Origin of the sequence: Ideonella benzenivorans (assembly GCF_020387415.1) — a bacterium.
Taxonomy (GTDB): domain Bacteria; phylum Pseudomonadota; class Gammaproteobacteria; order Burkholderiales; family Burkholderiaceae_C; genus Ideonella; species Ideonella benzenivorans.
In genome coordinates, this window is the sequence record NZ_JAGWCB010000012.1 from 446,172 (window position 1) to 472,265 (window position 26,094).

A 26,094-nucleotide genomic window follows, 5' to 3' on the forward strand; every position below is an offset into this window, starting at 1 on the left:
ATGAACTGGGACGAACCTGGTCCCATGCAGACAAGAAAAAGGCCCTAAGTCGTTGATTTACTTAGGGCCTTGATCGTTTTCACACCTAAGTGTGAGGGTAAGTGGTGGAGCCGGGGGGAATTGAACCCCCGTCCGCAAGCCATCGCCAGGTAGATCTACATGTTTAGCTGACTGATTTGGTTCTCATGCCCCCGGTCGCGCAGCAGCACGCTACCGGATGCACCAGCCACTTGATCTCGTTCCCTGGCCCATGGCCAACCGGGGAACCAGCCCATGTGAATGACTTCTCAGCGCTTGCCTTGCGGCTCACGCCCGGCCCATGGGCCAACCGTTGAGAAGCTCACCGGTGTTAAGCGGCGAGAGCGAAACGTTCGTCGTTCGCAGTTACTTTGTTCCAGTGTTTTTACGAGCGAACTGGTGCTCGACATGCCCTATCCCAACTCCGCACCCACGTCGAAACCAGGTCGGCCCCAGGATGAACCGTAGTTTAGGCCAGATTCAGCCACTTCAAGAGGGCATCTGGGGTTTCGATGATCAAATCGGCGCCCCAGTCGGTCACGCAAGCGTCACGGCCCAGGTAGCCCCAGGTGACCGCCACCGTCCGCATGCCGGCAGCCTGCCCGGCCTGCACGTCGCGCAGGTCATCACCCACGTAGACACACTGCGCCGCCGGCACCCCCAGCTGGGCCGCGGCGGCCAGCAACGGCGCCGGATGGGGTTTGGCATGCGGCGTGGTGTCCCCGCACACCAAGGTGCCGGCCCGGGTGCGCAGGCCCAGCCCGGCCACCACCGGCTCCGCATAGCGGGTGGCCTTGTTGGTGACGATGCCCCAAGGCATGTTCCGGGCTTCCAGCACCGACAGCAGCCGGTCCGACTGGGCGAACACCTGTGTCTCTCCCAGCAACTGCCCCTGGTATTCCGCCAGGAAGGCCTCCTTCAACGCCTCGAAGCCTTCGTCACCCGGGGTAAGTCCGAAACCGGCGCCCACCATGCCCCGGGCACCGCTGCCCACCAAGGGGCGCAACGCCTCATAAGGCAGTGGCGCCAGGCCTTCGCGTTGACGCAAACGGTTCAGCGCCGCCGCGAGATCGGGCGCACTGTCGATCAGTGTGCCGTCCAGGTCGAACAGCACCGCCGCACAGGTCTTCATGCCGGCCGGCGGCACGCCACCAGGTAATTGACGGACGTATCGGCCGACAGCCAGTAGCGCTTGGTCATGGGGTTGTACTCCATGCCCTTGAAGCCCTCGACCGACAGGCCCGCCGAGCGGATGTGGGCCGCCAGTTCACTCGGTTTGATGAAGCGCGCGTACTCGTGCGTGCCCTTGGGCAGGAGCTTGAGCACATGCTCCGCGCCAACGATGGCAAACAGAAAAGCCTTCGGGTTGCGGTTGATCGTGGAGAAGAACACCCAGCCGCCTGGGCGAACCAGGGTGGCACACGCCTTCACGACCGAGGCGGGATCCGGCACGTGCTCCAACATCTCCATGCAGGTGACCACATCAAAGCTGGCGGGACGTTCCGCCGCCAGATCCTCGACGGCCACCTCGCGGTAGTCCAGTGGGGCCACGCCGGCTTCCAGGGCATGCAGCCGGGCCACCTTCAGCGGCTTGGTGGACAGGTCGATGCCCAGCACCTTGGCCTTGCGGCGGGCCATGGATTCGGCCAGGATGCCACCGCCACAGCCCACATCCAGCACCTCGGACTCTTCCAGCTTGGCCTGCGAGGCAATCCAGTCCAACCGCAAGGGGTTGATCTGATGCAGCGGCGCAAATTCACCGTCGGCATCCCACCAGCGATGGGCCAGTTCGCCAAACTTGTCGAGTTCTTGAGGATCAGCGTTCACCATGATGGGATGTTATCTGCAGTCGCCATAAAAAAACCCCGCCGAAGCGGGGTTCTGTCAGCAAACAGCCGAAGCTGATTACTTGGTGGCGCGGGTACCGACCACTTCGATTTCCACGCGGCGGTTCTTGGCGCGGCCTTCGGCGGTCTTGTTCGAAGCCACGGGCTGCTTTTCGCCCTTGCCTTCGGTGTACACGCGGGTCTTTTCGATGCCCTTGCTCACCAGGTAAGCCTTGACGGACTCGGCGCGACGCACCGACAGCTTCTGGTTGTAGGCGTCGGAGCCCACGCTGTCGGTGTGGCCGACGGCGATGATGACTTCCAGGTTCATGCCGGTGGTCTTGGAGACCAGGTCATCCAGCTTTTCCTTGGCGGCCGGCTTCAGGGTCGACTTGTCGAAGTCGAAGAAGGTGTCGGCAGCGTAGGTGACCTTTTCGCTGGTCGGGGCAGCGGGCTTGGCGGCGGGAGCCGGAGCCGGGGCAGGAGCCGGAGCGGCGGCAGGAGCCGGAGCCGGAGCGGCCGGAGCAGGCACGCCATCACAACCTTGGACGCCGGTGGCCGGGGTCCAGTTGGAATCGCGCCAGCACAGTTCGTTCGTGCCGTTCTTCCAGACGGTACCGTCCGTGGCGCGCCAGTTGTCGACCGACTGGGCGAAGGCGCTCGACAGGGGAGCGGCAAGCGCAGCGGCAGCAAACAGCATCGCCACCTTGTTCAGTTTCTTCATGATTCTCCTCTCAAGGAAAGCCGCAGGTTGCCTGCGATATGTCCAAATCGGAAGCGAGATAAACAGCAGGCAGCCCCATGGAAGGACCGCTTGCCACTGACGACTGATTGTGCCATAGGGCGTCCGATTGGCCGTATTGTGTGCCAGGGCCTGTGCAATGGGGCGCTCCTTGTTGCTCAAGAGCCACAAGCGCCGCGGCTTAGAATCCAAGCTTCGCCCAAAAGCGTCACCGCTGCAGGCTTGCTCTCGTTCCCGGATCCCCCCTTCCATGACTTCTTTCGCCAAGGAAACCCTGCCCGTCAGCCTCGAAGAGGAGATGCGGCGTTCGTACCTGGATTACGCGATGAGCGTCATCGTGGGCCGGGCCCTGCCGGACGCCCGCGACGGCATGAAGCCCGTGCACCGGCGCGTGCTCTTCGCGATGCACGAGCTGAACAACGACTGGAACCGCGCCTATAAGAAGTCAGCGCGTATCGTCGGCGACGTGATCGGTAAGTACCACCCGCACGGCGATTCGGCGGTGTACGACACGATCGTGCGCATGGCGCAGGATTTTTCGCTGCGCCACATGCTGGTGGACGGTCAGGGCAACTTCGGCTCGGTGGACGGCGACAGCGCCGCGGCCATGCGGTACACCGAAATTCGCCTGTCCAAGATCGCCCATGAAATGCTGGCCGACATCGACAAGGAAACGGTCGATTTCGGTCCGAACTATGACGGTTCCGAGAAAGAACCCCTGGTTCTGCCGACCCGCCTGCCCAATTTGCTGGTCAATGGCTCGGCCGGTATCGCGGTGGGCATGGCCACCAATATTCCCCCACACAACCTCAACGAGGTGGTGGATGCCTGCCTGCACCTGCTGAAGGTGCCGGAAGCGACGCTGGAACAGCTGATGGAGATCATTCCGGCGCCGGACTTCCCGACGGCCGGCATCATCTATGGCATCAACGGCGTGCGCGAAGGCTACCGCACCGGGCGCGGCCGGGTGGTGATGCGCGCCAAGGTCCACTTCGAGGACATCGACCGCGGTCAGCGTCAGGCGATCATCGTTGACGAGATCCCCTACCAGGTCAACAAGAAGACGCTGCTGGAACGCATCGCCGAACTGGTGCACGAGAAGAAGATCGATGGCATCAGCCACATCCAGGACGAGTCCGACAAGTCCGGCATGCGGGTGGTGATTGAGCTCAAACGCGGCGAAGTGCCAGAGGTGGTGCTCAACAACCTCTACAAGCAGACCCAGCTGCAAGACACCTTCGGCATCAACATGGTGGCGCTGGTGGATGGCCAGCCCAGGCTGTGCAACCTCAAGCAGCTGCTGGAGATCTTCCTGGAGCACCGCCGCGAGGTGGTGACCCGCCGCACGGTGTATGAGCTGCGCAAGGCCCGCGAACGTGGCCACGTGCTGGAAGGCCTGGCCGTTGCGCTGGCCAACATCGACGAGTTCATCCGCATCATCAAGGAGTCGCCCACCCCGCCGGTGGCGAAGACGGCCCTGATGCAGCAAAGCTGGGATTCGTCGCTGGTGCGCGAGATGCTCTCGCGCGCCGAGGGCGAGAACCCCGGCGGTGCGGCCGCCTACCGTCCCGAAAACCTGCCGATGCAGTTCGGCATGCAGCCCGATGGCCTGTACCGCCTGTCCGAAGACCAGGCCGGCGAAATCCTGCAGATGCGCCTGCAACGCCTGACCGGTCTGGAGCAGGACAAGATCATCGGCGAGTACCGCGAGGTGATGACCCAGATCGCCGACCTGCTGGACATCCTGGCCAAGCCGGCCCGGGTGACGACCATCATCAGCGACGAACTGACGGCCCTGCGCCAGGAATTCGGCCAGACCAAGGTCGGCGCTCGCCGCTCGGTGGTCGAGCACAACGTCCAGGAGCTGGGTACCGAAGACCTGATCACGCCCACCGACATGGTGGTGACGCTCAGCCACACGGGCTACATCAAGAGCCAGCCGCTGGCCGAGTACCGCGCGCAACGCCGTGGCGGCCGTGGCAAGCAGGCCGCCGCCACCAAGGAAGACGACTGGATCGACCAGCTCTTCATCGCCAACACCCACGACTGGATCCTGTGCTTCAGCGACCTGGGCCGGGTGTACTGGCTGAAGGTGTGGGAGGTGCCGCAAGGGGGCCGGGCCAGCCGCGGCAAGCCCATCGTGAACATGTTCCCGCTGCAACCAGGCGAAAAGGTCACCGTGGTGCTGCCGCTGACTGGCGAGTTCCGCAGCTTCCCCGAGGACCACTACGTCTTCATGTCCACCAAGATGGGCACGGTCAAGAAGACGCCGCTGAACGACTTCAGCAACCCGCGCAAGGCCGGCATCATCGCCGTGGGCCTGGACGAGGGCGACTTCCTGATCGGCGCGGCACTGACCGATGGCAAGCACGACGTCATGCTGTTCAGCGACAGCGGCAAGGCAGTGCGTTTCGACGAGGACGATGTGCGCCCGATGGGCCGCAATGCCCGCGGCGTGCGCGGCATGGCCCTGGAAGAGGGTCAATCGCTGATCGCGATGCTGGTGGCCGAGGATGAGACACAGTCGGTGCTGACGGCCACCGAGAACGGCTTCGGCAAGCGCACGTCCATCGTCGAGTACACCCGCCACGGCCGTGGCACCAAGGGGATGATCGCCATCCAGCAGAGCGAGCGCAACGGCAAGGTCGTGGCCGCCACGCTGGTGCGGCCGGAAGACGAAATCATGCTGATCACCGACAAGGGCGTGCTGGTGCGCACCCGTGTCGCGGAAATCCGCGAGCTGGGCCGCGCCACCCAGGGGGTCACGCTGATCGCCCTGGACGACGGCTCCAAGCTGAGCGGCCTGCAACGCATCGTCGAGAACGATGCCGGCGCCGCCGAAGGCGACGCCAACGGTTCGACCGAGGACACAACCGAATGACTCCCAAGATGACCCGCTGGTCCGTCGCCCTGGCGGCCAGCCTGATGCTGGCCGGTCTGGCACAAGCCCAAACCAAGAAGGAACTGGTGGCCAAGGTCATCCAGCTCCAGCAACCGTCGGTGGACAACGTCGCGCGCACCATCGCCGGCCAGACGGCCCAGCAGATGCTGGAAGCCGCCGGTCCCGCTGTGGCCCAACTGCCCGCCGACAAGCGCGAAGCGGTCGGCAAGGACGTGCAGGCCGAGGTGAAGAAGTTCTACAACGACATCGAACCCCTGCTGCGCGACCGGGCGGCCAAGCTGGCCCCCACCGCGATGGGGCCGGTGCTGGAAGAGAAGTTCAGCGAGGACGAGCTCAAGCAGCTGATCGCCTGGCTGGAATCCCCCACGGCCAAGAAGTTCAATGAGGCGGCGCCCGTGCTGCTGTCCACCATGCAGCAGAAGCTGGTGGCCGACACCCGCCCCACGGTCGAGCCCAAGCTGAAGACGCTGGAGGCCACGCTGCGCAAGAAGCTGGGCCTGCCGGCCACGCCCGCGGCCTCGGCCACCAAGCCCGCCAAGAAGTAACCCCCCCCTGATCGCACTCCGCGCATGAGCCCGCTGCACCGCCCCTACAACTTCTCCGCCGGTCCGGCCGTCCTGCCGGAGGAAGTCCTGCGTCAGGCCGCCGAGGAGATGCTGGACTGGCACGGTTCGGGCATGAGCGTGATGGAGATGAGCCACCGCGGCAAGGAATTCATCTCCATCTACGAAGAGGCGGAGCGCACCGTGCGCACCCTGCTGCAGGTGCCGGCGAACTTCCGCATCCTGTTCATGCAGGGCGGCGGCCTGGGTGAGAACGCCATCGTGCCGATGAACCTCTCGCGGGGCGGCGCGGTGGACTTCGTCATCACCGGCTCGTGGAGCCAGAAGTCGCTGAAGGAAGCCGGCAAGTACGCCAATGTCCGCGCCGCCGCCAGCAACGAGGCCGATGGCCACCACAGCCTGCCGCCGGTGGCCAGCTGGCAGCTGCGTGACGAGGCGTCCTACGTCCACATTTGCTCAAACGAGACGATTCACGGCGTCGAGTATCCGGAACTGCCTGACCTGCAGGCGCTGGGCAGCCGAGCGCCCTTGGTGGCGGACGTCTCCTCGCACATCCTTTCGCGGACCATCGACTGGTCGCGCGTGGGTCTGGCCTTTGCTGGTGCCCAGAAGAACATCGGCCCAGCGGGCGTGACCCTGGTCTTCGTGCGCGAGGACCTGCTCGACCGCGCGCTGCCGATCTGCCCCTCGGCGTTCAGCTACCGTCTGGTGGCCGACAACCAGTCGATGTTCAACACGCCGCCGACCTACGGCATCTACATCGCCGGCCTGGTGTTCCAGTGGATCCAGCGCCAGGGCGGTGTGGAGGAGATGGAGCGCCGCGCCATCGCCCGTTCCCGGTTGGTCTACGACTACCTCGACCACAACGGCGGCTTCTACCGCAACCCGGTGGCGCCCACTGCCCGCTCCCGGATGAACATCCCGTTCTTCCTGGCGGATGAATCGCTCAACGAAGCCTTCCTCGCCGGAGCACGCGAGGCGGGCCTGCTGCAGCTCAAGGGCCACAAGTCCGTGGGCGGCATGCGCGCTTCGCTGTACAACGCCATGCCCCTCACCGGCGCCCAGGCGCTGGTGGATTACCTCCAGGACTTTGCCCGCCGCCATGGCTGATTCCCAAGCCAACCCGCCCGCCATCCCGGAAGAGCTGCTGGCCCTGCGCCAGCAGATCGACACACTGGACCGTGACCTGCTAGCCCTGCTGAACCAGCGCGCCGCCCTGGCCCTGGCGGTGGGCGAGATCAAGAAGAAGGAAGGCTCGGTCGTCTTCCGCCCGGAACGCGAAGCCCAGGTCATTGATGGCCTGAAGACGCTCAACCCCGGGCCGCTGAAGACCGAGAGCATTGCGCCAATCTGGCGCGAGGTGATGTCGGCCTGCCGTGCGCTGGAGACCCCCACCCGCGTGGCCTTCCTGGGCCCGGCCGGCACCTTCAGCGAGGAAGCTGCACTCGGTTTCTTCGGCGCCTCGATCGTGCGGGTGCCCTGCGCCAGCATCGACGACGTCTTCCGCACCACGGCCGCCGGCGCGGCCGACTTCGGCGTGGTACCGGTCGAGAACTCCACCGAGGGCGTGGTCGCCCGCTCGCTGGACATCTTCCTGACCACGCCGCTGTTCATCATCGGCGAGACCAGCCTTTTCGTGCGGCACAACCTGCTGCGCAAGGAAAACCACCTGGACGGCATTGAGGCCGTGGTGGCCCATCCGCAGGCGCTGGCCCAGTGCCACGGCTGGTTGTCGGCCCACCTGCCCCAGGTGGAGCGCCGCCCGGTCTCCAGCAATGCCGAAGGCGCCCGCTTGGCCGGCCTGGACCCGAAGCTGGCCGCCATCGCCAGCGCCCGTGCCGGCAGCGAGTACGGCCTGCATCTGGTCGCGCCGGCCATCCAGGACGACACCCACAACCGGACCCGCTTCGCGATCATCACCGATCCGCACCGCCATCCCACGCCGCGCGCCTCGGGCCATGACTGCACCAGCCTGGTGGTGTCGGTGACAAACCGTCCCGGGGCCGTGCACGACATGCTGGTGCCGCTCAAGCAGCATGGCGTGTCGATGACCCGCTTCGAATCCCGCCCGGCCCGCTCGGGCCAGTGGGAGTACTACTTCTACATCGACCTGCAAGGTCACCCGGACGATCCCCAGGTGGCCACCGCCCTGCGCGAGCTGCGCGGTGCCTGCGCCTACTTCAAGGTGCTGGGCACCTACCCGCTGGACGTGCACTGATGGCCATGTTCAAGCAACTGGGCCTGATCGGCTGCGGGCTGATGGGTGGCTCCTTCGCCCTGGCCATGAAGCAAGCCGGCCTGGTGGAGCGAGTGATCGGCTACAGCAAATCGCCCTCCACCACCGAGCGGGCCAAGCAGCTGGGCGTGATCGATCAGGCGGCCGAAAGCGCCCTGCTGGCCGTTTCGGGCGCCGACGTGGTGCTGATTGCCGTGCCGGTGGCGGCCACCGAAATGACCTTCAAGGCCATCCGGCACCTGGTCACCCCCAACACCCTGTTCATGGACGTCGGCAGCACCAAGCGCGATGTGGTGGATGCCGCCCGGCGCGCTCTGAAGGACCGCGTGGGCGCCTTCGTGCCGGCGCACCCGATCGCCGGCAAGGAGCTCTCCGGCGTGCAGCATGCCGATGCGCAGCTCTACCGCGAGCAGCAGGTCATCCTCACCCCTCTGCCACAGACCCGGCCGGAACTGGTCGAAAAGGCCCGGGCCCTCTGGGGCGCGCTGGGCTCGCGGGTGCGCGTGATGACCCCCGAAGCGCACGACGCGGCCTTCGCGGCGGTGAGCCACTTTCCGCACCTGCTGGCCTTCGCCTACTTCACCGGCATCCTGCAACAGGAACAGGCCGAGGACTTCCTGCGCCTGGCCGGCCCGGGCTTCCGGGACTTCACCCGCATTGCCGCCAGCGACCCGACCATGTGGCGCGACGTTCTGATTGCCAACCGCGAGGAAATCCTCAGGCAATCCGAGTTCTTCCGCGGTGCGCTGGGCGTGCTGGAAGAGACGCTGCGAAACTGCGAGGCAGATGCGCTGGAGGCCCTGGTGCGCGGCGTGTCCGAAGCGCGCAGCCATTGGCGCATGGGCTCCGGCCGCCCGCGCTGAAGCCCCTTTCTTCCGATTCTCCAGACCCCGGCGGTCTGTCATCCCTGTCGTTCGCCATGTACACGACCGAATTCCTCGACGTCCCGCCACTGGTTCGCGCCGGCGGCCGCGTGCGCCTGCCTGGCTCCAAGAGCATCTCCAACCGCGTGCTCTTGCTGGCCGGACTGGCCGCGGGCACCACCGAAGTCCACGACCTGCTGGACTCCGACGACACCCGGGTGATGCTGGATGCGCTGCGCCAGCTGGGCTGTGCGTTGGAACGCGACGGTGATGTGCTCAAAGTGACCGGCCTGGGTGGCCAGCTGGCCCAGCGGGAGGCCCCGCTGTTCCTGGGCAACGCCGGCACCGCCATGCGCCCGCTGACCGCCGCGCTGGCCGTGCTGGCCGCCACCCAGGGGGGGCGGTTCCAGCTGTCGGGCGTGGCCCGCATGCACGAGCGCCCCATCGGCGACCTGGTGCAGGCGCTGCGCCAGCTCGGCTGCCCGGTGACGGACCTGGGCGAGCCCGGCTTTCCGCCACTGCAGGTCGGCGACGGCACGCTGCACGCCCTGAACACCGCCACCCCCATCCGGGTGCGGGGCGATGTCTCCAGCCAGTTCCTGACCGCGCTGCTGCTGGCCCTGCCGCTGGTCACGGCCGACGGCCCGGTGACCATCGAGGTCGATGGTGAGCTGATCTCCAAGCCCTACATCGACATCACGCTGCGTCTGCTGGCGCGCTTTGGCATCACCGTCCAGCGCGAAGGCTACCAGCGCTTCGTGCTGCCGCAGGGTTCGGCCTACCGCACCCCGGGGCGCATCCACGTCGAGGGCGATGCTTCCTCCGCCTCCTACTTCATCGCGCTGGGCACCATCGCGGGCACCGAGGCACCGGTGCGCATCGACGGTGTCGGCCTGGATTCGATCCAGGGCGACATCCGTTTCGTCGAGGCAGCCCAGGCCATGGGCGCCCAGGTGACCGGCGGCCCCGGCTGGCTGGAGGTCCGCCGCGGCGCCTGGCCCCTGAAGGCCCTGACGCTGGACTGCAACCACATCCCCGACGCGGCCATGACGCTGGCCGTCATGGCGCTCTACGCCGATGGCCCCACGCGCCTGACCAACATCGCCAGCTGGCGCGTGAAGGAGACCGACCGCATCGCGGCCATGGCCACCGAGCTGCGCAAGCTGGGGGCCTCCATCGCCGAAGGCGAGGACTTCATCGAGGTCCGCCCACCGGCCGGTCCGTGGCAGGCCGCCAGCATCCACACCTACGACGACCACCGCATGGCCATGTGCCTGTCGCTGGCCGCCTTCAATCCGCTGATCGCCGGCGCACCCGGCGTGCCGGTGCGCATCCTGGATCCGAAGTGCGTGGGCAAGACCTTCCCCGACTACTTCGAGACCTTGTTCCACTGCGTCACCCCGGCCGCGGGCCAGGTCCCGGTGCTGACCGTGGACGGGCCCACCGCCTCTGGCAAGGGCACGCTGGCCAGCGAACTGGCCCGCCGCCTGGGCTACCACCTGCTGGATTCCGGCGCGCTCTACCGGGCCACCGCCCTGGCGGCCCAGGATGCCGGCGTCTCGCTGGACGATGAACCGGCCCTGGCCACACTGGCCGGCCGACTGGCCCTGCGCTTCGAAGGCCAGCGGGTCTTCCTGGCCGGGCGCGACATCACCGACCCGCTGCGCCTGGAGTCGACCGGCGGTATGGCCTCCCGGGTCTCGGTGCACCCCGCGGTGCGCCAGGCCCTGCACCAGCTACAGCTCTCCTTCCGCCGGGCCCCCGGCTTGGTGGCCGATGGCCGCGACATGGGCACCGTCGTCTTTCCGGACGCGACTCTCAAGGTCTTCCTGACCGCCAGCGTCGAACAACGCGCCGAGCGCCGCTATAAGCAGTTGATTTCCAAGGGCGTTTCTGCTAACCTCCCGCAGATTCAATCTGACTTGCGGCTGCGCGACGAACGGGATGCCACCCGGACGACCGCCCCCTGCAAGCCGGCTGAAGATGCGATGCTGCTGGACAACTCGGCGCTGTCGATCGAAGACTCGGTCGTGCAGTGCCTGGGCTGGTGGCAGCAACGCAGGCCGTTCTGAGCTGCTCACTCGGTTCGGCTGGGCCCACCGCCCTTCCCTCCTGGCGCGTCCTGTGCCGTCAAGGGCGGTGAATCCGTCAACCTAACCCCCGCGGCCTTGCAAACCGCACAGCTGTCGGCGGCGTCCGCCCGCTGACTCAGGAAATCCCATGTCTCAGACTCAAACCGCCGATTTCGGTGGAGACTCCTTCGCCGCTCTGTTCGAGGAATCGCTGCAGAAGAGCGAAATGCGCTCGGGCGAAGTCATCACCGCCGAGGTGGTGCGCATCGAGCACAGCTTCGTGGTCGTCAATGCCGGCCTGAAGTCCGAAGCCTATGTGCCCATCGACGAATTCAAGAACGACCAGGGCGAAGTTGAAGTCCAGGTCGGTGACTTCGTCTCGGTGGCCATCGACGCCGTCGAAAACGGCTACGGCGACACCATCCTGTCGCGCGACAAGGCCAAGCGCCTGGCCTCCTGGCTGTCGCTGGAAACCGCTCTGGAGTCTGGCGACTTCGTGACCGGCACCGTCTCCGGCAAGGTCAAGGGTGGCCTGACCGTCCTGGTCAACGGCATCCGCGCCTTCCTGCCCGGTTCGCTGCTGGACACCCGTCCGGTCAAGGACATGTCGCCGTTCGAAGGCAAGACCCTGGAATTCAAGGTCATCAAGCTGGACCGCAAGCGCAACAACGTCGTGCTGTCGCGCCGTGCCGTGGTCGAAGCCTCGATGGGTGAAGAGCGCGCCAAGCTGCTGGAGACGCTGCACGAAGGTGCCATCGTCAACGGCGTGGTCAAGAACATCACCGAGTACGGTGCGTTCGTGGACCTGGGCGGCATCGACGGCCTGCTGCACATCACCGACATGGCCTGGCGCCGTGTCCGTCACCCGAGCGAAGTGGTGACGGTGGGTCAAGAGCTGACCGCCAAGGTCCTGAAGTTCGACGCCGAGAAGAACCGCGTCTCGCTGGGTCTGAAGCAACTGGGCGACGACCCGTGGCTGGGCGTGGCCCGCCGCTACCCGGCCGGCACCCGTCTGTTCGGCAAGGTCACGAACATCGCCGACTACGGTGCCTTCGTCGAGATCGAACCGGGCATCGAAGGCCTGGTGCACGTCTCCGAGATGGACTGGACCAACAAGAACGTCGCTCCCTCCAAGGTGGTCACCCTGGGCGAGGAAGTCGAAGTCATGGTCCTGGAAATCGACGAAGACAAGCGTCGCATCTCCCTGGGCATGAAGCAGTGCAAGGCCAACCCCTGGGAAGAGTTCTCGGCCACGGTCAAGCGCGGCGACAAGGTCAAGGGCCCGATCAAGTCGATCACCGACTTCGGCGTGTTCGTCGGCTTGGCCGCTGGCATCGACGGCCTGGTGCACCTGTCGGACCTGTCCTGGCACGAGCCGGGCGAGGCCGCCGTGCGCAACTACAAGAAGGGCCAGGAAGTCGAAGCCGTGGTGCTGGGCATCGACGTCGAGCGCGAACGCATCTCCCTGGGCATCAAGCAGCTGGACGGCGACCCGTTCGCGACCTTCACCTCGGTCAATGACCGTGGCTCGATCGTGACCGGTACCGTGAAGACCGTCGATCCGCGCGGCGCCGAAGTGCAGCTGGCCGATGACGTCACTGGCTACCTGCGTGCCTCTGAAATCAGCCGCGACCGCGTCGAAGACGCCCGCAACGTGCTGAAGGAAGGCGACGAAGTCTCGGTGATGATCGTCAACGTGGACCGCAAGACCCGCAACATCCAGCTGTCGATCAAGGCCAAGGACCAGGCCGACCAGCAGGAAGTCATGCAGCGTCTGTCCGCCGAGAACACCGGCAACGCCGGCACCACCAGCCTGGGCGCCCTGCTGCGCGCCAAGCTGGACCAAGGCGGCAACTGATCGTTGCCCACCGACGTCCGTCTCCACCTGTCCCGAACCCCATCCTGAGCCATGACCCGTTCCGATCTCGTCGCCAAGCTGGCTGAGCGTTTCGCCCAACTGACGCAGCGCGATACCGAGTTCGCGGTCAAGACCACGCTCGACGCGATGTCCGACGCCCTGGCGCGCGGGCACCGCATCGAGATCCGGGGCTTCGGGAGCTTCTCGATCAGCCGCCGCCCGCCGCGCACGGGGCGCAACCCCCGGTCCGGCGAGAAGGTGACAATTCCCGAGAAGCTGGTGCCCCACTTCAAGCCGGGCAAAGCCCTGCGCGAAGGCGTGGATGCCAGCCTGCCGGTGGACAATACGGACGCCCGGTAAGCGCCCGCCCGCGTGGCGGGCGCCCCTTCGGTACCAACTCCTCAACGCTCGGGCCCTCCCGGGCGTTTTTCATCATGGCCCACATTGACGAGATTCTGCAGACCCTCGGTGACAGCGACTGGCAGGATGGTCAGCCCGGCGCGTTGACCCATGCGGTGGAGTCTTCGCTCGAGACCGGACATGTGCTGGTCTTGCCCCAGCTCCGGTTCGTGCTGCGCACGGCCGAGCAACGTTTTCTCGACCCGCGGTACGCCGACCCGGCCACCAAGAACATCAGCCTGCGCGGTGAAGCCGCGCTGATGCGCGGTGCCGTGGGCAACGCACAGGATCTCGGCGAACTGCGGGCCATGCTGATCCGCTTTCGCGACCAGGCCACTGCGCTGGCCCAGCGCCTGTTTCCTCACTACGACGGACACCTGAAGGTCGCCAACACCTCCTTCCGCCCCATCGCGGTCGAAGGCCGTGCCACCAGCTGGCGCAAGGACGACACCCGTCTGCATGTAGACGCCTTCCCGTCCAACCCGACCCAGGGAGCCCGGCTGCTGCGCATCTTCACCAACGTGCATCCCGGCCAGCAGCCGCGCGTCTGGCGCGTTGGCGAGGACTTCCAGGACTTCGCCCGCCAGTTCCTGCCCCGCATCCCGCGGCCCCTGCCTGGCGCCGGCTGGCTGCTGGAAGCCCTGCACATCACCAAACAACGCCGCACGGAATTCGACCACCTGATGCTGGGCCTGCACGACGGCGCCAAGGCCGACCTGGCCTGGCAGCGCAGCTGCCCGCAACGGGAAGTGGCCTTCGCCCCCGGCACCACCTGGGTCGTCTTCAGTGACCAGGTGCTGCACGCCGTGATGTCCGGCCAGTTCATGATGGAGCAGACCTTCTGGCTCGACCCGGCCGACCAGCAGCAGCCCGAGGCCGCGCCGCTGCGGGTGCTGGAACAGATGACCGGCCGCCGACTGGGAATGATGTGAATACATTGGCCGAACGGGCCACGGCCCTTTGCCCCCGCCGCATCCTGATCGTGCGGCTGAGTGCCCTCGGTGACGTGGTGCTGAGCTCGGGTCTGATTCCGGCGCTCAAGCAGCGTTGGCCCGAGGCCCAGCTGAGTTGGCTGGTGGCCTCCCCTGCCGCGCCCCTGCTGACCCACAACGCACAGCTCGATGAGCTGCTGGTGTTGCCGCTGGACCGTTGGAAACAGCTCTGGCGCACCGGCCAGCGCTGGCAGGCCTGGCACGAGTTCCGTGCCTGGCAGCGCGACCTGAGGGCCCGTCGGTTCGACCTGGTGGTGGATCCCCAAGGCCTGTTCAAGAGCGGTGTGCTGGCCTGGCTCACCCGGGCACCGCTGCGCGTGAGCCTGTGGCCGCGCGAGGGCAACCAGCTCTTCATGCACGGCTGCGTTCGCCCCGCCATCCCGGCCGCCGCAGACCGCATCATCTCGTTCGAATATCGGGCCCTGGCCGAGGCCCTGGGGGCACCGGGCTTCGCGCTGGACCTGGCGGTCGGCGAAGGCCCGCGCCAGCGCGCCGCGCAGGTGTTCGCGCAAGCCGACGTCGGCCCCGGCCCGATCGCCCTGCTGGCGCCGTTCACCACCCGCCCGCAGAAGCACTGGGTGGAGGCGCGCTGGGCGCCCCTGGCCCAGGCCCTGCGCGCGCAAGGACTGCAACCGGTGCTGCTGGGCGGGCCGGGCGATGTGCCCGCCGCCGAGCGCATCGCCCCCGCGGGCTCCGGGATCGTCAACCTGGCCGGCCGTTTGAAGCTGGACGAGACCGTGGCCGCCGTCGCGCGTGGCCAGCTGCTGATCGGGGTGGACACCGGCCTGACCCACATGGGCATCGCGCTGGGCGTTCCGACGGTGGGCCTGTTCGGCTCCACCGCGCCCTACCTCCAGGGTGGCACACCACAGGTCCAGATCCTTTACAAAGGTTTGCCCTGCTCGCCCTGCCACCGCAACCCGAGCTGCCAGGGACGGTTTGACTGCATGCGCCAGCTGACGCTGCCCGAGGTGCTGCAGGCGGCTCAGACCGTACGCCAGGCTGCCACCCCCTGACCCCACCCCATGCCGTCCCCCACGCCGACCACCGACACCCGCCCCCGCACCGTCGTGCTGCACCAGTTTCCCGGCATGGGGGACCTGGTCTGGCATGTGCCCTACATCCGGGCCATCGCAGCCCAGAGCCGGGGCGGGCAGGTGGCGGTCATCTCGGCCCCCTCGACCTTCGCGCGTGACCTGCTGGCCCATGAGGACTGCATCAGCGAGGTGATCGACTTCGAGCGCCACCCCCGTGGCGGCCGGCGTGGCCGCCATGCCGGCCTGCGGGGCGTGTTCCGCATGGGCCGGGAGCTGCGCCCCCACCGCTTCGACCGGATCGTGATCTTCTCCGACCATGCGAACCGGGCGCTGATGGCCAGGGTGGCCGGCATCCCTGAACGCCTGGGCTTTGGCGCCTCGTGGCTGGAGCGCCAGCTGCTCAGCCACGGCCCCTTCATCCGCCCCTACGATGGCCCGGCGGTGTCCGTCTCGAAGAACGCCGCGGCGCTCGCCATGGCCCACGGCTTCTGCACCCAGCCGCTGCGCCCCACCGTGCGCCTGGCGCCCACGGACGTGGCGGCCCAGGCCCCGCTGCTGGCGACCCTGCCGCACCCGCTCTACACCTTCGCCATCGGCGCATCCGAGCCCCACAAGCAGTGGGGGGCCACCCGCTTTGCCGCGCTGGCCAATGCGCTGGCACAGCGCGGCTGCGGCGTGGTGCTGCTCGGCGGCCCGGCCGAAGCCGCGCTGGCCGAGGCCATCCAGCGCGACATCCTGCCAGCCCACCGGCCGCAGATCCTCAGTGCCACCGGCAACACCATGCGGCAGAGCGCGGCCACCCTGGCCTTGGCCGATGCCAACATCGGCAACGACACCGGCATCACCAACCTGGCCGCGGCACTGGACCGGCCGAGCTTTGTCCTGCTGGGCAACCGGCCCCTGCTGGACCACGACCCGCTGATGCGGATGCTGCTGCCGCCCACGCCCGACCTTCCCGTCCGTCGCGGCGCCCGCCCCCCGGTCCGGCTGGAGGACATCTCCGTGGCCGATGTGCTGGCCCGACTGGAACAGGACGAGGCCCCAGGCTTCGGCCCTGCTCATCCGCAGCCCAGCGGCCTGCCCACCTGCGTGGACCTGGGTTCGCTTGAGCTGGCCGAGCAGGTCGCCGTCATCTGGTGGGCCCAACACCGCCATCGCCTGACCGGCGAGACCTTCACCGTTCGGCCCGCCCCGGTCGACGGCCTGGACCTGAGTGCTTGGTTCCCCAACACCTTCCCACGGCGCGCCACGCAGGCCCCGGATCCGCTGGCGGTCTGGCACCCCGGCCCGGTGTGGCTGACCGCCGCCAACGCCTTTGCGTGCCACCCGGTGGCTGGGGCGATTGAGCAACTGCCTGAACCGCTGCGCCGGCAGGCGGATGCCTTGCGTGCCTCGGCGGCGGGCCAGCGGCGCGTGCTCGTCCACCTGGCAGACCCCCGCACACGCCAGGCCGTGTTGAACGCCCTCGGCCGCCAGGGTGTGCTGGCCGTGGACGTGCTGGCGCAGCATCCCGGCCCGGACCTGCCGGAAACACTGCTGGTTGAGATGCTCGCCGCAGACGCCTGGGTGGGCGGCTGCGCTGGACGCGATCATCTGTGGGCCTTGCTGCGCCCACAGACACCCCAACTGGCCCTGTGGCCCGGGGCCACACAGGAACAGGCCGCCTGGGCCATAGTGCAGCGCGGCCTGGGGCTGTCCGCCCCCTGGAGCCGCTGGCCGCTGAATCCGGGCCTGCTGAAGGTCCTGACTGCGGCCGAGACCCCCTCCCAACACGAACAAGAGGCCGTGCTGGCGCAGCTGAGCACGCTGTTGGTTTAACGCCTCAGATCCTGCAGAGGCGTCGTCTCCAGCCCCCCGCTACCGTGGGCCTCCATCCTGAATGGATTCGGCACGTCCGCCACGCGGACACAGCGTCACCCTTCGGGGCCGGAACGGGGCGAGGAGCTCCGTAGAATGCACTCATTCGTGGAGTTCCAATGCGCGTCCTCGTCTGGCTCTGGCGAGCCTTCCTTTTCTTCGCACTGTTCGCCTTCGCGCTGAACAACCAGCAGGTCGTGACGGTGCACTGGTTCTTCGGCTATGTGTGGAACACGCCGTTGGTGATTGTCGTGCTGGCCGCCTTTGCGGCGGGCGCTGCCGTGGGCGTGCTGGCCATGACGCCCAGCTGGTGGCGTCAGTGGCGACGGGCCAAGCAGGCCCGGCAAGAGGCCGCCTCGCTGGCCCCTTCCCCGGCGCCAGCCACTGCGCCTTCGCCCGACACCCCTGCGGACATCCCCGATGGAATTTGATCTTCAGTGGCTGCTGGTTGGCCTGCCGGTTGCCTTTGCCCTGGGCTGGCTGGCCTCCCGCCTGGATCTGCGCCAGGTCCGGCGGGAACAGCACGACGCGCCCAAGGCCTACTTCAAAGGTCTGAACCTGCTGCTCAACGAACAGCAGGACAAGGCCATCGACGCCTTCATCGAGGCCGTCCAGAACGACCCGGACACCACCGAACTCCACTTCGCGCTGGGCAACCTGTTCCGCCGCCGAGGCGAGTTCGAGCGTGCGGTGCGCGTGCATGAGCACCTGCTCAACCGGGCCGACCTGAGCCCCACCGAACACGACCGGGCGCTCTACGCACTGGCACAGGACTTCATGAAGGCCGGCCTGTTCGACCGCGCCGAGGAGGCCTACCGCAACCTGCTGGGCTCACCGTTCGACACCGAGGCCCGGCTGGCGCTGCTCAATCTCTACGAACGTTCACGCGACTGGCGCGCCGCCGCCGAAACCGGCGCCGCGCTGGAACGCAGTGGCACGGGCTCGTTTGGCCTGCGCATTGCGCACCACTGGTGCGAGCTGGCCCTGGAAGCCGATGCCCACGGCCGCCCGGAAGAGGCCGACACGGCGCTGCAGACAGCCCGTGAAGCCGCCCCGGATGCCGCCCGTCCGCTGGTGATCGCCGGTCAGCGGCTGGCCAAGCAGGGCCGGCATGCCGAGGCCCTGACGACCTGGAGCGAACTGGCGCTGCGGCATGTCGACGCCTTCACCCTGATCGCCTCCGATTTTGCGGCGAGCGGCTTGGCCTGTGGCCAGGTGGCGCAAGCCCAGCAGGTGCTGCAGGAGGCCTACCACCGCCTGCCCGGTCTGGACCTGCTGCGCGCGCTGGCCAAGCTGGCTCAGCGCGATCTGGGCAGCGAACCACAGCTGCTGGAACTGCTGCAACGCCAACCCACGCTGGGCGCGGCGCTGGCCGTTCTCAGCCAGCCGCCGCAACGTTGGGATGAGACCCACCTGCAGGCGGTGCGAACGGCGGTCGGCCGCGCGGCCAACCCACTGCAACGCTACCGCTGTGCGGCCTGTGGCTTCGAAGCCCAGCATTATTTCTGGCAGTGCCCAGGCTGCCTGACCTGGGACAGTTTCCCGCCCCGCCGCATCGAAGAGCTCTGACCATGGCCGACTCCCTGTTCTCCCGCAACCTGGCCGAGCACCAGGCCTTGTTCCAGCAACTGTTGGCGCTCGACGAGCAGATCGCCGAGGCGGGCCGCCGACTGGCGCACTCGATCGCCAGTGGCGGCAAGCTGCTGCTGTGCGGCAATGGCGGCTCGGCCGCCGATGCGCAGCACCTCGCGGCCGAATTGACGGGCCGCTTCATCCAGGATCGGCGCCCGCTGCCCGGCCTTGCACTGACCACCGACTCGTCCGCCCTGACCTGCATCGGCAACGACTACAGCTTCGACGAGGTGTTCGTGCGCCAACTGCAGGCCCTGGGCCGCGCCGGCGACGCGCTGCTGGCCATCTCCACCTCGGGCAATTCCGGCAACGTGCTGAAGGCGGTCGAGGCCGCCCGTGCCCTGGGCATCCATGTGATCGGCCTGCTGGGGCGTGACGGCGGCCGCATCGCCCCACTGTGCGACGTGGCGATCATCGTGCCCTCCGGCACAACCGCCCGCATCCAGGAAGCCCACATCCTGATCGGTCACACACTGTGCGGCCTGATCGAACACGAACTGGGCCTGGCATGAGTCAACGCGCGCCTCTGCCCTCCGCCGAGCGTCTGGCCGGCAGCCGCGTGCTGGTGGTCGGCGATGTGATGCTGGACCGCTACTGGTACGGTGCCGTCGACCGCATCTCGCCCGAAGCCCCCGTGCCGGTGGTGCGCATCACCGGTGAAGAAGACCGCCTGGGCGGCGCCGCCAACGTGGCCGTCAACGTGCAGTCGCTCGGCGCTCTGGCCACGCTGCTCACCGTGGTCGGCGACGACGCGCCCGCCACCCAGCTGGAAGCCCTGCTCCACGAGCGCGGCATTCAAACCGTGCTGCGGCGCGATCCGGGGCTGAAGACCATCGTCAAGCTGCGCGTCATCGGACGTTCACAGCAGCTGTTGCGCATCGATTTCGAGAACACCCCCGACCACGAGGTGCTGCATCAGATGTCCACCAGCTTCGAGTCGCTGGTGCGAGCCCACGATGTGGTGGTCTTCTCCGATTACGGCAAGGGCGGCCTGGCCCACATTCCGCAGATGATCGCCGCGGCCCGGCAAGCCGGCCGCCCCGTGCTGGTGGATCCCAAGGGCAGCGATTACGCCCGCTATGCCGGCGCCAGCGTGCTCACCCCCAACCGGGCCGAGCTGGCCCTGGTCACCGGCCCGTGGCGGGGCGAGGCGCAGCTGGCCTCGCTGGCTCAGGACCTGCGCCAGCGCCTGCACCTCGCAGCCTTGCTGCTCACCCGTTCGGAAGAAGGCATGACGCTTTTCGACGCCGCCGGCAGCCAGCATGTGCCGGCCGAGGCCAAGGAGGTCTTCGACGTCACTGGCGCGGGCGACACCGTGATCGCCACGCTGGCCGCCCTGGTGGGCGCCGGCATGCCGCTGGCCCAGGCCGTGCCCTGGGCCAACCATGCGGCCAGCCTGGTGGTGGGCAAGTTCGGCACCGCCAGCGTGAGCGCCCAGGAGCTGGCCGCATGATGCCGCCCCTGCGGCGGGCCGCCTTCCTCGACCGGGATGGCGTCATCAACATCGACAGCGCCTACCTGAGCCGCTGGGAGGACTTCCAGTTCGTCCCGGGGTCGGTGGAGGCGATGCGCCGCCTGCAGCAGGCCGGCTATGCCCTGGTGGTGGTCACCAACCAGTCGGGCATCGCCCGGGGCTACTACAGCGAAGAGGACTACCAGCTGCTGACGCGCCAAATGCGGGCCGCGCTGCAGGCCCAGGGGGTCACGCTGGCAGGGGTCTACCACTGCCCCCACCATCCCTCCGGGAAGGTCCCGGCATTGGCTGTCGACTGCGAATGCCGCAAGCCAGCCCCTGGGATGATCTTGCGTGCAGCACAGGAGCTCCACCTGGACCTGCCGCATTCCTTCCTGGTCGGCGACAAGGAGTCCGACCTTCAGGCAGCCCATGCCGCCGGCGTTGGTCGGGCATACCTGGTCCACAGTGGGCATCCGCTCACTGGAGAAAGCCGGCACCAAGCCGATCAGGTCTTTGACGACTTGCGGGCCTGTGCGGCGTTCCTGCTCAGTGGTGGTGCCCAAGGACTTGCGTGATCAAACGCAACCCCAGCTGAGATCAAGACCTCTGCTGCCCCCTGACAGCACCAGCCATCACGCACTGCGCCGCCGGCGCCAACCTCAGGTTAGAAATTCCGCTTCCCAAGCGATTTTCGGATGGACGTCTTCACCTTTTTGAACCACCTAGAGGCCACGCCCTTCCTCTTTTGAACTGTTGACTTTGAATTCTCATTCAAAGTAACCACCAACGGCGGAAGAGCCACAAATGCGTTGATTTCAGGATAAACCAGATTCATCTGGTTATCTATCCCAGTATTTGTGAACGACCGCCCCATCAAGGGAACATCAATCAGATGCCTTTTGAGTGGCAAGCATCTGTCCAACAGCGTTTTAGCCCCTTTCGGAGACAAGGTGTAAGCAGGTATTCCAAGCGCCATACTCAGTCTAAAGGCGTTTGCCTTTTCGACAGAAGAGACAAAGAAATCCAACCCCTTCCTCATTTGATCTTGGTCGAACTTCATGAATGCAGGCGATACATTCCTCATGAATTCCAATCCCAGAATGGTATCAAAATTCCAACCCCACAGGACCATATCCCAGTCCGGGGGCAGAGAGGCGATGAATCTCTTCGCCTCGCTCTCGAAGTCAGCCCTGAAAACGGCATCATCCTCCGCAATCGTCAACGCCTCTTGAGACGCGGAACAACGCTCCCACAGCTTGATATGAGACAGGGCACATCCATACGCCCCCTTGGAGTAACCCAAATCTCTGGCAAAGTATCTTCCATCCTCTTTCTCATCATCACTCAACGCGGCGCCGTCCACCGCGTCAAAGAATTCATATTCGAGGCGCTGATTTGCCTCTGAGAAAGAATTTCTACGCCCCTCAGAGCGCCTCAGGCTGATGACTTTTATCTTCATGTAGAACCATGGAATTGAGCAGGATCACCATCTTCAGCAGAACGAGACTTCTCGCCCATCGCGCACAGACGAGAGGAAATCCGAGGTAGCCTCATCCCAGTGATACCGAGGCTTCTTCATGATCTGATTCTCTTTGGATCGCACGGCCTCTGGATTTGCCAGATAGCTTTCTATCTTCGCTCGAATCTGGCTCTTTTCCCGAGGGTCGAAGTAATCGGCAAGATCCCCCGCCACCTCCGGAATGGAGGTCGCGTTTGATGCCACACACAGTTTCCCTGCGCCCAACGACTCTGCCACGGGCAAGCCATAGCCCTCCGCCCGAGACGGGAAGACAGTGAAATAGCATGCGCGGTAAAGCAAGGCCAACTGCACATCGGACACATTCTCCAGCACAAGATAGGCCCCTGCGCCCGGGGCGCACCTCGCCATCTGTTTCTTGAAATCGGTATAGCGCCGATTCAACGTGCCGACAAAGACCAGTTTCTTCCCGGAATGGCGCCCCTCGCCCACCAAGTCAAGCCAAACCTCCAGGAGAAGCGCCTGATTCTTGGAGAAATCAATCCGCCCCACACACAGAATATATTCACCTGGCCGCAGTCCCTCGGGAAGATCCCCCCCCTCGACGGGATGGGCATCAACATTCGACCCAAACCTGATCTTCGTGATGGGCTTGCTGACGCCGCCCAACTGGTGCATGTACCGCGAGATCTCCCGCACGTTGAAATCCGAGCTCGTCAAGAAGCCTTCAAAAACATCGAAACATCCTTTGACATAGTTCGCAAATCTCATGTTCTTCTGCCTCTTGAGCTCGGACTCCATGGGCAGAACATCATGCAGAAGAACCATGGGCACCACGCCATTCGCCTCTTTGAGCCGGCGCACGCCGTTCAAATACCCTCCCACCGTCCACCCGCGTCCGACGCTGAGCAGAATATCCCCCGGCTGGAACGCCGGCGGGTGCCCCTTTCTTTCGAAGAGAAGCGCCCGCCCCCAAGACAGCAGACCACTCAGCACCGAGAGTCCCCATCCCAACCACGGTCGATTCGAGTACTTGTCGCCATAGTCCTTCCACACCCCCAGCCGGGCATTGGGGCACATGGCATAAATGGCCTCGGGGGCCACCCTCCCACCCGAAAGCGCCTGCCCAATGTAGGTGATGAGTTCGGCGCTGATCAATTCGACCTTCTCGCACCGACGGCCGTGGAAAAGCACGAACTTCACCCCATGGGTCAGGGCACATAAGGCATAACTCATGTGCACGCGCTGGATTCCCGTGACCTTGGTGTTCTGACGGACCCACAGGATCAAGTCAGTCACATCCAGATAGATGTCTCGCTGCTGGCGATCGGCCACGTCATCTCCTCAACGGGTCGCCCGGATGCGCCGCACCAACTCGGTCGTCGAATACCCCTCGACAAACGGAATGGCCACCGAACGCCCCCCCCAGCTGCGCACCAGTGCCGTCTCGGCCAGAGTTTCCATGTCGTAGTCACCGCCCTTGACGTACCAGTCGGGACGGATGCGGGCGATCAGGTCGACCGGCGTGCCCTCGTCGAAGAAGGTGACCAGGTCCACGCTGGCCAGCGCGGCCAGCACGCAGGCGCGGTCCTGCTCACGGTTGAGGGGGCGGTCCGGCCCCTTGCCCAGGCTGCGCGCGGAGCGGTCGGTGTTGAGCCCCACGATCAGCGAGGCCCCCAACTGCCGGGCCGCCTGCAGGTAGCACACATGGCCCCGGTGCAGCACATCGAACACGCCGTTGGTGAACACCCAGGGCCGCGGCAGCGCCTGCAGCGCTGTCGGCAGGTTCTCGGGCCGAACGATCTTGTCTTCCAGCAGACACGGCGCGAGCGACATGGATCCCTCCGATGAGGGGCAGGCTGCGTGGGAATCGGCGCAAGGAGACGGATGTGTCACGGGCGTGGCGATGGAATCATCGGCAGGTTCAGAGCTCGCCATTATCGGCGCCGTCCCACCCCGATGTCCCCCTGAAAGGAGGCCCCGATGTCCACCACGACACCCCGCACCCCAGGCCGGCGTCGCCCTGCCCTGGCCCGCCTGCTGGCCGCTGCGGCGCTGGGCTGGCACCTGATCGGCAGCCTGGCCGCCGGGCAGGCGCTCGAGTGGCAGGACACCGAGGTCAACACGGCCAATCAGGCCGAGTTGGAGCGGGTCAAGGGCGTGGGGCCGCAGCTATCGGCCCGCATCCTGGCGGAGCGGGCCCTGGCACCGTTTCGGGATTGGGCGGACCTCCAGGCCCGGCTGCAGGGCATTGGGCCAGTGAAGGCGCGGCGCCTGTCGGATGCCGGTCTGACGGTCCACGGGCAGCGCTGGCCGGCGCCGCCGGCCGCCTCAGCCAGCCACTGAGTCGGCCGTCTCGGCAGGCCGCAGGAAGTGCAGCACGGCCTCCCGCTGGGCCAGCGTGTCGGCCTCGCCCAACCGGATCAGCTCCTGCGTGAAGTCGGCCTCGAACAGCAGGTAGCTGGCCAGGGCGGCCCCCCGGGCCGAAGAGCCTTCACCCTCCACCCCGACCCCGCCCAGCAGGGCCCGCACCGACAGCGGCAGGGCCGACAGATGGCGGGCCGCGATGTCATCCAATCGCTGGCTGGGCGCGATGACCAGCAACTCGACCGGCCGCAGCGGCGTGTGGCGACGGGACTCGGCGGGCAGCAGGCCCAGCGTGTGGTTGATGCGGCGCAGCCGCTCCACATCCACCGACAGCGCGTCCAGGAAGATGCTGGACATCACATGGCCGCCGATCTGGGCCACGCTGGGGTAGTCGTCCGGCACCGGCCGCTGCAGGGACGTCGGCTCGTGCATGCGCCCGGCGCCGATCACCAGGACGCGCTCAGCGCCCAGGTGCACGGCGGGTGAGACGGGCGCGGTCTGGCGCATCGAACCGTCGCCAAACCATTCCAGCCGATCCTGCAAAGCCAGCGCCTGGGCGGGAAACACGAACGGGATGGCCGCCGATGCCAGCAGGTGCTCATGCTGGAACTGGCACGGCAGGGCCATGCGCTGGGAGCGGACCCAGGGCTGTTGCGGGCTGTCCGCCGCCACCTGGTAGAAGGTGGCGTGCACCCCCGAGCTGTAACTGGACGCGGTGACGGCCAGGGCGCGCAAGTGCCCCTCGGCCAGCAAGTCCTCCAGCCGCTCCAAGGCGACCATGCGGCGCAACAAGTCGCCCAAGGGCTGGTTGTCCAGCAGCGAGCGGGGACGCTGCCGCACCCAGCGGGCGATCACCCAGCCGATCGACATCATCGTCAGCCAACGCGCACCGGTGCGGATCATGCCCAGCGCGTCGGAACGGTAGACCTGGTCCACATGGAGGCCGGACCAGATCTCCGCCAGGGACTGGATCGCCCGGTCGACATCGTCGGCGCTACAAGCCAGGGCGGCGGCATTGATGCCGCCGGCCGAGGTCCCGGTGATCACCTGAAAAGGATTGCCCGGTGCCAGCTGCGCCTCGTGGCGAAGCCGGTTCAGCGCCTGGAGAACACCGACCTGGTAGGCGGCTCGGGCGCCGCCGCCGGTGAGCACCAGGCCACGCACGGGAGTGGATGGCATGGCCCCAGTCTAGTGCGGGGCCCGGCCACCGCCCAGGTCGGCACCGTGATCAGTCGCGTCCGTACCACCGTCCGCGGTCATGGTCACCACGGTCGTGATCGTGCCCCCGATGGCGGTCGTCATCCCAGCCACGTCGCTCGCCAGGGCCATAGTAGCCAGGCGCTGGCACATAGACCGGGGCCGGCGCGTAGGCCACGGGCGGCGGAGCCTGGCGCACCACCGGCACCACATGGGCCCGGTACCAGTCGTCCCGCACGAAATACACCGGCGCGCCGCAGGCGCCGTACTGGCCGCAATAGCGCGCCCAATGAGCCCGGTGCTGGGGCGGCGCCCACAGATAGACCGGCCGCGGCGGCGCCACCCAGACGGGCTCGGGTGCCACGATGACCGGCTGGGCCGCGATCAACGCCGGCTGATAGAAGCGGCCGATGTCGATGCGGCCCTGCAGGCCTGGCTGACCGATGGAGATCGACACCCCCACATCGGCGGCGTGGGACAGCGGCGCCCAGGCGGACAGAGCGGCGGTCAGCGCCAGCGCGCTCCAACGGTGGCGATTCAGCATGGCATCGGGCGACTCCACCGACGGTGGAGAGGCGGTTTCGTTGAACACGCTTCTAC

Annotated in this window: 25 protein-coding genes and 1 other RNA gene; 17 read left to right on the forward strand and 9 right to left on the reverse strand. The window is 66.8% G+C overall.

Annotated elements, in window-relative coordinates:
• Positions 1 to 102: 102 nt before the first annotated feature.
• The 4 genes from ssrA to ompA form a co-directional block, all read right to left on the reverse strand.
• Positions 103 to 472, reverse strand: a transfer-messenger RNA (tmRNA) gene (ssrA, locus tag KGA65_RS14840).
• Between the two features lie 15 nt (positions 473 to 487).
• Positions 488 to 1,150, reverse strand: a complete 663-nt coding sequence (locus KGA65_RS14845) for an HAD family hydrolase (protein WP_225863884.1) — start codon at positions 1,148 to 1,150, stop codon at positions 488 to 490.
• Positions 1,147 to 1,848, reverse strand: a complete 702-nt coding sequence (gene ubiG, locus KGA65_RS14850; protein ID WP_225863885.1) for a bifunctional 2-polyprenyl-6-hydroxyphenol methylase/3-demethylubiquinol 3-O-methyltransferase UbiG — start codon at positions 1,846 to 1,848, stop codon at positions 1,147 to 1,149. Before ubiG ends, KGA65_RS14845 begins: the two co-directional genes overlap by 4 nt.
• A 75-nt stretch (positions 1,849 to 1,923) precedes the next feature.
• Positions 1,924 to 2,568: an outer membrane protein OmpA gene (gene ompA / locus KGA65_RS14855; RefSeq protein WP_310740975.1), complete on the reverse strand. Its 645-nt coding sequence runs from the start codon at positions 2,566 to 2,568 to the stop codon at positions 1,924 to 1,926.
• 268 nt (positions 2,569 to 2,836) lie between these two features.
• Here ompA and gyrA point away from each other — a divergent pair, with 268 nt between their 5' ends.
• The 16 genes from gyrA to gmhB all read left to right on the forward strand — a co-directional run bounded on the left by gyrA (position 2,837) and on the right by gmhB (position 21,028).
• Positions 2,837 to 5,467 (forward strand): DNA gyrase subunit A, encoded by a 2,631-nt coding sequence (gene gyrA, locus KGA65_RS14860; protein WP_225863886.1) that lies wholly within the window; start codon positions 2,837 to 2,839, stop codon positions 5,465 to 5,467.
• Positions 5,464 to 6,033, forward strand: coding sequence for a DUF2059 domain-containing protein (locus KGA65_RS14865; RefSeq protein ID WP_225863887.1), 570 nt, complete (start codon positions 5,464 to 5,466; stop codon positions 6,031 to 6,033). Before gyrA ends, KGA65_RS14865 begins: the two co-directional genes overlap by 4 nt.
• Before the next feature lie 33 nt (positions 6,034 to 6,066).
• On the forward strand, positions 6,067 to 7,161 hold the full coding sequence (gene serC / locus KGA65_RS14870; protein WP_225864121.1) for a 3-phosphoserine/phosphohydroxythreonine transaminase: 1,095 nt from the start codon (positions 6,067 to 6,069) through the stop codon (positions 7,159 to 7,161).
• Positions 7,154 to 8,269, forward strand: a complete 1,116-nt coding sequence (gene pheA, locus KGA65_RS14875; protein ID WP_225863888.1) for a prephenate dehydratase — start codon at positions 7,154 to 7,156, stop codon at positions 8,267 to 8,269. The genes serC and pheA overlap by 8 nt, the downstream gene beginning before the upstream one ends.
• A 5-nt stretch (positions 8,270 to 8,274) precedes the next feature.
• Positions 8,275 to 9,150, forward strand: a complete 876-nt coding sequence (locus KGA65_RS14880; RefSeq protein WP_225864122.1) for a prephenate dehydrogenase — start codon at positions 8,275 to 8,277, stop codon at positions 9,148 to 9,150.
• Positions 9,151 to 9,206: 56 nt separating this feature from the next.
• A complete protein-coding gene (locus KGA65_RS14885) occupies positions 9,207 to 11,222 on the forward strand; it encodes a bifunctional 3-phosphoshikimate 1-carboxyvinyltransferase/cytidylate kinase (RefSeq protein ID WP_225863889.1) in 2,016 nt (671 codons plus the stop codon).
• Between the two features lie 148 nt (positions 11,223 to 11,370).
• Positions 11,371 to 13,080, forward strand: coding sequence for a 30S ribosomal protein S1 (gene rpsA / locus KGA65_RS14890; RefSeq protein ID WP_225863890.1), 1,710 nt, complete (start codon positions 11,371 to 11,373; stop codon positions 13,078 to 13,080).
• 51 nt (positions 13,081 to 13,131) lie between these two features.
• Positions 13,132 to 13,440 carry an integration host factor subunit beta gene (locus KGA65_RS14895; RefSeq protein ID WP_225863891.1) on the forward strand — a complete coding sequence of 103 codons (309 nt, stop codon included), beginning with the start codon at positions 13,132 to 13,134 and terminating at the stop codon, positions 13,438 to 13,440.
• A 74-nt stretch (positions 13,441 to 13,514) separates the two neighbouring features.
• On the forward strand, positions 13,515 to 14,411 hold the full coding sequence (kdoO, locus tag KGA65_RS14900) for a Kdo hydroxylase KdoO (protein WP_225863892.1): 897 nt from the start codon (positions 13,515 to 13,517) through the stop codon (positions 14,409 to 14,411).
• Complete coding sequence (locus KGA65_RS14905) at positions 14,408 to 15,487, forward strand: glycosyltransferase family 9 protein (protein WP_225863893.1); 1,080 nt, start codon at positions 14,408 to 14,410, stop codon at positions 15,485 to 15,487. The genes kdoO and KGA65_RS14905 overlap by 4 nt, the downstream gene beginning before the upstream one ends.
• Positions 15,488 to 15,496: 9 nt before the next feature.
• A complete protein-coding gene (locus tag KGA65_RS14910) occupies positions 15,497 to 17,326 on the forward strand; it encodes a glycosyltransferase family 9 protein (protein ID WP_225863894.1) in 1,830 nt (609 codons plus the stop codon).
• Positions 17,327 to 17,484: 158 nt separating this feature from the next.
• Complete coding sequence (locus KGA65_RS14915) at positions 17,485 to 17,796, forward strand: lipopolysaccharide assembly protein LapA domain-containing protein (RefSeq protein ID WP_225863895.1); 312 nt, start codon at positions 17,485 to 17,487, stop codon at positions 17,794 to 17,796.
• Positions 17,786 to 18,934 carry a lipopolysaccharide assembly protein LapB gene (gene lapB / locus KGA65_RS14920; protein WP_225863896.1) on the forward strand — a complete coding sequence of 383 codons (1,149 nt, stop codon included), beginning with the start codon at positions 17,786 to 17,788 and terminating at the stop codon, positions 18,932 to 18,934. Before KGA65_RS14915 ends, lapB begins: the two co-directional genes overlap by 11 nt.
• A gap of 2 nt (positions 18,935 to 18,936) precedes the next feature.
• Entirely contained in the window at positions 18,937 to 19,509 is a 573-nt protein-coding gene (locus KGA65_RS14925; RefSeq protein ID WP_225863897.1) for a D-sedoheptulose-7-phosphate isomerase, read from the forward strand.
• Positions 19,506 to 20,450, forward strand: a complete 945-nt coding sequence (gene rfaE1 / locus KGA65_RS14930; RefSeq protein WP_225863898.1) for a D-glycero-beta-D-manno-heptose-7-phosphate kinase — start codon at positions 19,506 to 19,508, stop codon at positions 20,448 to 20,450. The genes KGA65_RS14925 and rfaE1 overlap by 4 nt, the downstream gene beginning before the upstream one ends.
• Positions 20,447 to 21,028, forward strand: coding sequence for a D-glycero-beta-D-manno-heptose 1,7-bisphosphate 7-phosphatase (gene gmhB / locus KGA65_RS14935; RefSeq protein ID WP_225863899.1), 582 nt, complete (start codon positions 20,447 to 20,449; stop codon positions 21,026 to 21,028). The genes rfaE1 and gmhB overlap by 4 nt, the downstream gene beginning before the upstream one ends.
• A gap of 89 nt (positions 21,029 to 21,117) precedes the next feature.
• On the opposite strand, the gene KGA65_RS14940 is transcribed toward gmhB, so the two are convergent.
• The 3 genes from KGA65_RS14940 to rfaE2 are packed head-to-tail and all read right to left on the reverse strand — an operon-like array spanning position 21,118 to position 23,766.
• Positions 21,118 to 21,912: a glycosyltransferase family 25 protein gene (locus KGA65_RS14940; protein ID WP_225863900.1), complete on the reverse strand. Its 795-nt coding sequence runs from the start codon at positions 21,910 to 21,912 to the stop codon at positions 21,118 to 21,120.
• Positions 21,913 to 21,945: 33 nt separating this feature from the next.
• The gene (locus KGA65_RS21085; RefSeq protein WP_225863901.1) at positions 21,946 to 23,265 is read right to left on the reverse strand and encodes a glycosyltransferase; all 1,320 of its coding nucleotides are present in this window, start codon (positions 23,263 to 23,265) and stop codon (positions 21,946 to 21,948) included.
• A gap of 9 nt (positions 23,266 to 23,274) precedes the next feature.
• A complete protein-coding gene (gene rfaE2 / locus KGA65_RS14950; protein ID WP_225863902.1) occupies positions 23,275 to 23,766 on the reverse strand; it encodes a D-glycero-beta-D-manno-heptose 1-phosphate adenylyltransferase in 492 nt (163 codons plus the stop codon).
• A gap of 147 nt (positions 23,767 to 23,913) precedes the next feature.
• Here rfaE2 and KGA65_RS14955 point away from each other — a divergent pair, with 147 nt between their 5' ends.
• Positions 23,914 to 24,276 (forward strand): ComEA family DNA-binding protein, encoded by a 363-nt coding sequence (locus KGA65_RS14955; protein WP_225863903.1) that lies wholly within the window; start codon positions 23,914 to 23,916, stop codon positions 24,274 to 24,276.
• On the opposite strand, the gene KGA65_RS14960 is transcribed toward KGA65_RS14955, so the two are convergent.
• Entirely contained in the window at positions 24,262 to 25,476 is a 1,215-nt protein-coding gene (locus KGA65_RS14960) for a patatin-like phospholipase family protein (protein ID WP_225863904.1), read from the reverse strand. The two genes, KGA65_RS14955 and KGA65_RS14960, sit on opposite strands and share 15 nt — an antisense overlap.
• Positions 25,477 to 25,525: 49 nt before the next feature.
• Positions 25,526 to 26,038: a hypothetical protein gene (locus KGA65_RS14965; protein ID WP_225863905.1), complete on the reverse strand. Its 513-nt coding sequence runs from the start codon at positions 26,036 to 26,038 to the stop codon at positions 25,526 to 25,528.
• Between the last annotated feature and the right edge of the window lie 56 nt (positions 26,039 to 26,094).

Bases quoted from the DNA above. Each gene is read 5' to 3' on its own strand.
- KGA65_RS14845 (WP_225863884.1), bottom strand. From the start codon at position 1,150: ATGAAGACCTGTGCGGCGGTGCTGTTCGACCTGGACGGCACACTGATC.
- ubiG (WP_225863885.1), bottom strand. From the start codon at position 1,848: ATGGTGAACGCTGATCCTCAAGAACTCGACAAGTTTGGCGAACTGGCC.
- ompA (WP_310740975.1), bottom strand. From the start codon at position 2,568: ATGAAGAAACTGAACAAGGTGGCGATGCTGTTTGCTGCCGCTGCGCTT.
- gyrA (WP_225863886.1), top strand. From the start codon at position 2,837: ATGACTTCTTTCGCCAAGGAAACCCTGCCCGTCAGCCTCGAAGAGGAG.
- KGA65_RS14865 (WP_225863887.1), top strand. From the start codon at position 5,464: ATGACTCCCAAGATGACCCGCTGGTCCGTCGCCCTGGCGGCCAGCCTG.
- pheA (WP_225863888.1), top strand. From the start codon at position 7,154: ATGGCTGATTCCCAAGCCAACCCGCCCGCCATCCCGGAAGAGCTGCTG.
- KGA65_RS14880 (WP_225864122.1), top strand. From the start codon at position 8,275: ATGTTCAAGCAACTGGGCCTGATCGGCTGCGGGCTGATGGGTGGCTCC.
- KGA65_RS14885 (WP_225863889.1), top strand. From the start codon at position 9,207: ATGTACACGACCGAATTCCTCGACGTCCCGCCACTGGTTCGCGCCGGC.
- rpsA (WP_225863890.1), top strand. From the start codon at position 11,371: ATGTCTCAGACTCAAACCGCCGATTTCGGTGGAGACTCCTTCGCCGCT.
- KGA65_RS14895 (WP_225863891.1), top strand. From the start codon at position 13,132: ATGACCCGTTCCGATCTCGTCGCCAAGCTGGCTGAGCGTTTCGCCCAA.
- kdoO (WP_225863892.1), top strand. From the start codon at position 13,515: ATGGCCCACATTGACGAGATTCTGCAGACCCTCGGTGACAGCGACTGG.
- KGA65_RS14910 (WP_225863894.1), top strand. From the start codon at position 15,497: ATGCCGTCCCCCACGCCGACCACCGACACCCGCCCCCGCACCGTCGTG.
- KGA65_RS14915 (WP_225863895.1), top strand. From the start codon at position 17,485: ATGCGCGTCCTCGTCTGGCTCTGGCGAGCCTTCCTTTTCTTCGCACTG.
- lapB (WP_225863896.1), top strand. From the start codon at position 17,786: ATGGAATTTGATCTTCAGTGGCTGCTGGTTGGCCTGCCGGTTGCCTTT.
- KGA65_RS14925 (WP_225863897.1), top strand. From the start codon at position 18,937: ATGGCCGACTCCCTGTTCTCCCGCAACCTGGCCGAGCACCAGGCCTTG.
- rfaE1 (WP_225863898.1), top strand. From the start codon at position 19,506: ATGAGTCAACGCGCGCCTCTGCCCTCCGCCGAGCGTCTGGCCGGCAGC.
- gmhB (WP_225863899.1), top strand. From the start codon at position 20,447: ATGATGCCGCCCCTGCGGCGGGCCGCCTTCCTCGACCGGGATGGCGTC.
- KGA65_RS14940 (WP_225863900.1), bottom strand. From the start codon at position 21,912: ATGAAGATAAAAGTCATCAGCCTGAGGCGCTCTGAGGGGCGTAGAAAT.
- rfaE2 (WP_225863902.1), bottom strand. From the start codon at position 23,766: ATGTCGCTCGCGCCGTGTCTGCTGGAAGACAAGATCGTTCGGCCCGAG.
- KGA65_RS14955 (WP_225863903.1), top strand. From the start codon at position 23,914: ATGTCCACCACGACACCCCGCACCCCAGGCCGGCGTCGCCCTGCCCTG.
- KGA65_RS14960 (WP_225863904.1), bottom strand. From the start codon at position 25,476: ATGCCATCCACTCCCGTGCGTGGCCTGGTGCTCACCGGCGGCGGCGCC.
- KGA65_RS14965 (WP_225863905.1), bottom strand. From the start codon at position 26,038: ATGCTGAATCGCCACCGTTGGAGCGCGCTGGCGCTGACCGCCGCTCTG.